At 51.0% G+C, this 2,966-nt stretch carries 1 rRNA gene; it reads left to right on the top strand.

Annotated elements, in window-relative coordinates:
- Nucleotides 1-2,757, top strand: a 23S ribosomal RNA gene (locus AB4876_RS19015); the annotation flags it as partial.
- Between the last annotated feature and the right edge of the window lie 209 nt (nt 2,758-2,966).

The following is a 2,966-nucleotide window of genomic DNA, read 5'->3' as shown; positions in this document are numbered from 1 at the left end:
TAGGTATCCTTTGACTGAATACATAGGTCTTAGGAGGCGAACCAGGGGAACTGAAACATCTAAGTACCCTGAGGAAAAGAAATCAAACGAGATTCTCTTAGTAGCGGCGAGCGAAAGGGGAACAGCCTGCAAGTGATAGCAGAAGTGTTAGTGGAATAGTCTGGAAAGTCTAGCGATACAGGGTGATAGCCCCGTACACGAAAACACATCTGTGGTACTAAGTTTGCGATAAGTAGGTCGGGACACGTGTTATCTTGACTGAAGATGGGGGGACCATCCTCCAAGGCTAAATACTACCAATTGACCGATAGTGAACCAGTACCGTGAGGGAAAGGCGAAAAGAACCCCTGTGAGGGGAGTGAAATAGATCCTGAAACCGTATGCGTACAAGCAGTAGGAGCAGACTTGTTCTGTGACTGCGTACCTTTTGTATAATGGGTCAGCGACTTAATGTCAGTAGCAAGGTTAACCGTATAGGGGAGCCGTAGGGAAACCGAGTCTTAATAGGGCGAATTAGTTGCTGGCATTAGACCCGAAACCGGGCGATCTATCCATGGCCAGGTTGAAGATGCCGTAACAGGCATTGGAGGACCGAACCCACAAATGTTGAAAAATTTGGGGATGAGTTGTGGATCGGAGTGAAAGGCTAATCAAGCTCGGAGATAGCTGGTTCTCCTCGAAATCTATTTAGGTAGAGCGTCGTGTCTAACCCTAGGGGGTAGAGCACTGTTTGGGCTAGGGGGTCATCCCGACTTACCAACCCCATGCAAACTCCGAATACCTAGGAGTTCAATCACGGCAGACAGACAGCGGGTGCTAACGTCCGTTGTCAAGAGGGAAACAACCCAGACCGCCAGCTAAGGTCCCTAATACACATTAAGTGGGAAACGATGTGGGAAGGCTCAGACAGCTAGGAGGTTGGCTTAGAAGCAGCCACCCTTTAAAGAAAGCGTAATAGCTCACTAGTCGAGTCGGCCTGCGCGGAAGATATAACGGGGCTAAATGTGTAACCGAAGCTGCGGATGCGTGCTTGCACGCATGGTAGAGGAGCGTTCTGTAAGCCTGCGAAGGTGGATTGAGAAGTCTGCTGGAGGTATCAGAAGTGCGAATGCTGACATGAGTAACGACAAGGGGGGTGAAAAACCCCCCCGCCGGAAGACCAAGGTTTCCTGTCCCATGCTAATCAGGACAGGGTTAGTCGGCCCCTAAGGCGAGGCAGAAATGCGTAGTCGATGGAAAACGGGTTAATATTCCCGTACTTGTTATAACTGCGATGGAGGGACGGAGTAGGCTAGGCGATCGCGGCGTTGGTTGTCCGCGTTTAAGCTCGTAGGCTGGGGGATTAGGCAAATCCGGTCCCCTAAGGCTGAGAAGCGAATACGAGTCCTCTTTTGGACGAAGTCGTTGATGCCATGCTTCCAAGAAAATCTTCTAAGCTTCAGGTTATAACAAACCGTACCCCAAACCGACACAGGTGGTCAGGTAGAGAATACCAAGGCGCTTGAGAGAACTCGGGTGAAGGAACTAGGCAAAATGGTACCGTAACTTCGGGAGAAGGTACGCTCCCTCTGGTGATCGGACTTGCTCCGTAAGCTGAGGGGAGTCGAAGTGACCAGGTGGCTGCAACTGTTTATCAAAAACATAGCACTGTGCAAACACGAAAGTGGACGTATACGGTGTGACGCCTGCCCGGTGCCGGAAGGTTAATTGATGGGGTTAGCGCAAGCGAAGCTCTTGATCGAAGCCCCGGTAAACGGCGGCCGTAACTATAACGGTCCTAAGGTAGCGAAATTCCTTGTCGGGTAAGTTCCGACCTGCACGAATGGCGTAATGATGGCCACGCTGTCTCCACCCGAGACTCAGTGAAATTGAATTTGCGGTTAAGATGCCGTATACCCGCGGCTAGACGGAAAGACCCCGTGAACCTTTACTATAGCTTCACAGTGGACTCTGATATTACTTGTGTAGGATAGCTGGGAGGCTTTGAAGTGGTGGCGCTAGCTACCATGGAGCCAATCTTGAAATACCAGCCTGGTACTGTTGGGGTTCTAACTCTGGACCATTATCTGGTTCGAGGACATTGTGTGGTGGGTAGTTTGACTGGGGCGGTCTCCTCCCAAAGAGTAACGGAGGAGCACGAAGGTGCGCTAAGCATGGTCGGAAATCATGCGGTTAGTGTAATGGCATAAGCGCGCTTGACTGCGAGACTGACAAGTCGAGCAGGTACGAAAGTAGGTCATAGTGATCCGGTGGTTCTGTATGGAAGGGCCATCGCTCAACGGATAAAAGGTACTCCGGGGATAACAGGCTGATACCGCCCAAGAGTTCACATCGACGGCGGTGTTTGGCACCTCGATGTCGGCTCATCACATCCTGGGGCTGAAGCCGGTCCCAAGGGTATGGCTGTTCGCCATTTAAAGTGGTACGCGAGCTGGGTTCAGAACGTCGTGAGACAGTTCGGTCCCTATCTGCCGTGGGCGTTGGAGATTTGAGGAAAGCTGCTTCTAGTACGAGAGGACCGAAGTGGACGAACCTCTGGTGTTCGGGTTGTCATGCCAATGGCATTGCCCGGTAGCTACGTTCGGACGGGATAAGCGCTGAAAGCATCTAAGCGCGAAGCCTCTTCCAAGATTAGATCTCCCTGGGGCCTTGAGCCCCCTAAAGAGCCGTTCAAGACCAGGACGTTGATAGGCAGGGTGTGTAAGTGCTGCGAGGCATTGAGCTAACCTGTACTAATTGCTCGTGAGGCTTGACCATATAATCAAGTGGTTAGGTTATCGAAAGACAGAAACTGCAGCGGATTGTTGCTAACCAACGCAAGTTGGACACAAGAAAAGACATGTTTATATCAGCTTATTTACCACCTTATTTGGATTGAATGACGCAGTGCTTAGGCACGTAAGACATGCATTCAACCAAGCCAGTTTGCCTGGCGACCATAGAGACATGGTACCACCTGATCCCAT

The sequence above is a fragment of the Zhongshania guokunii genome (assembly GCF_040892635.1).
Lineage (GTDB): Bacteria > Pseudomonadota > Gammaproteobacteria > Pseudomonadales > Spongiibacteraceae > Spongiibacter > Spongiibacter guokunii.
The sequence above is the reverse complement of the archived record's forward strand: the minus strand, read 5'-3'. Positions and strand labels throughout refer to the sequence as shown.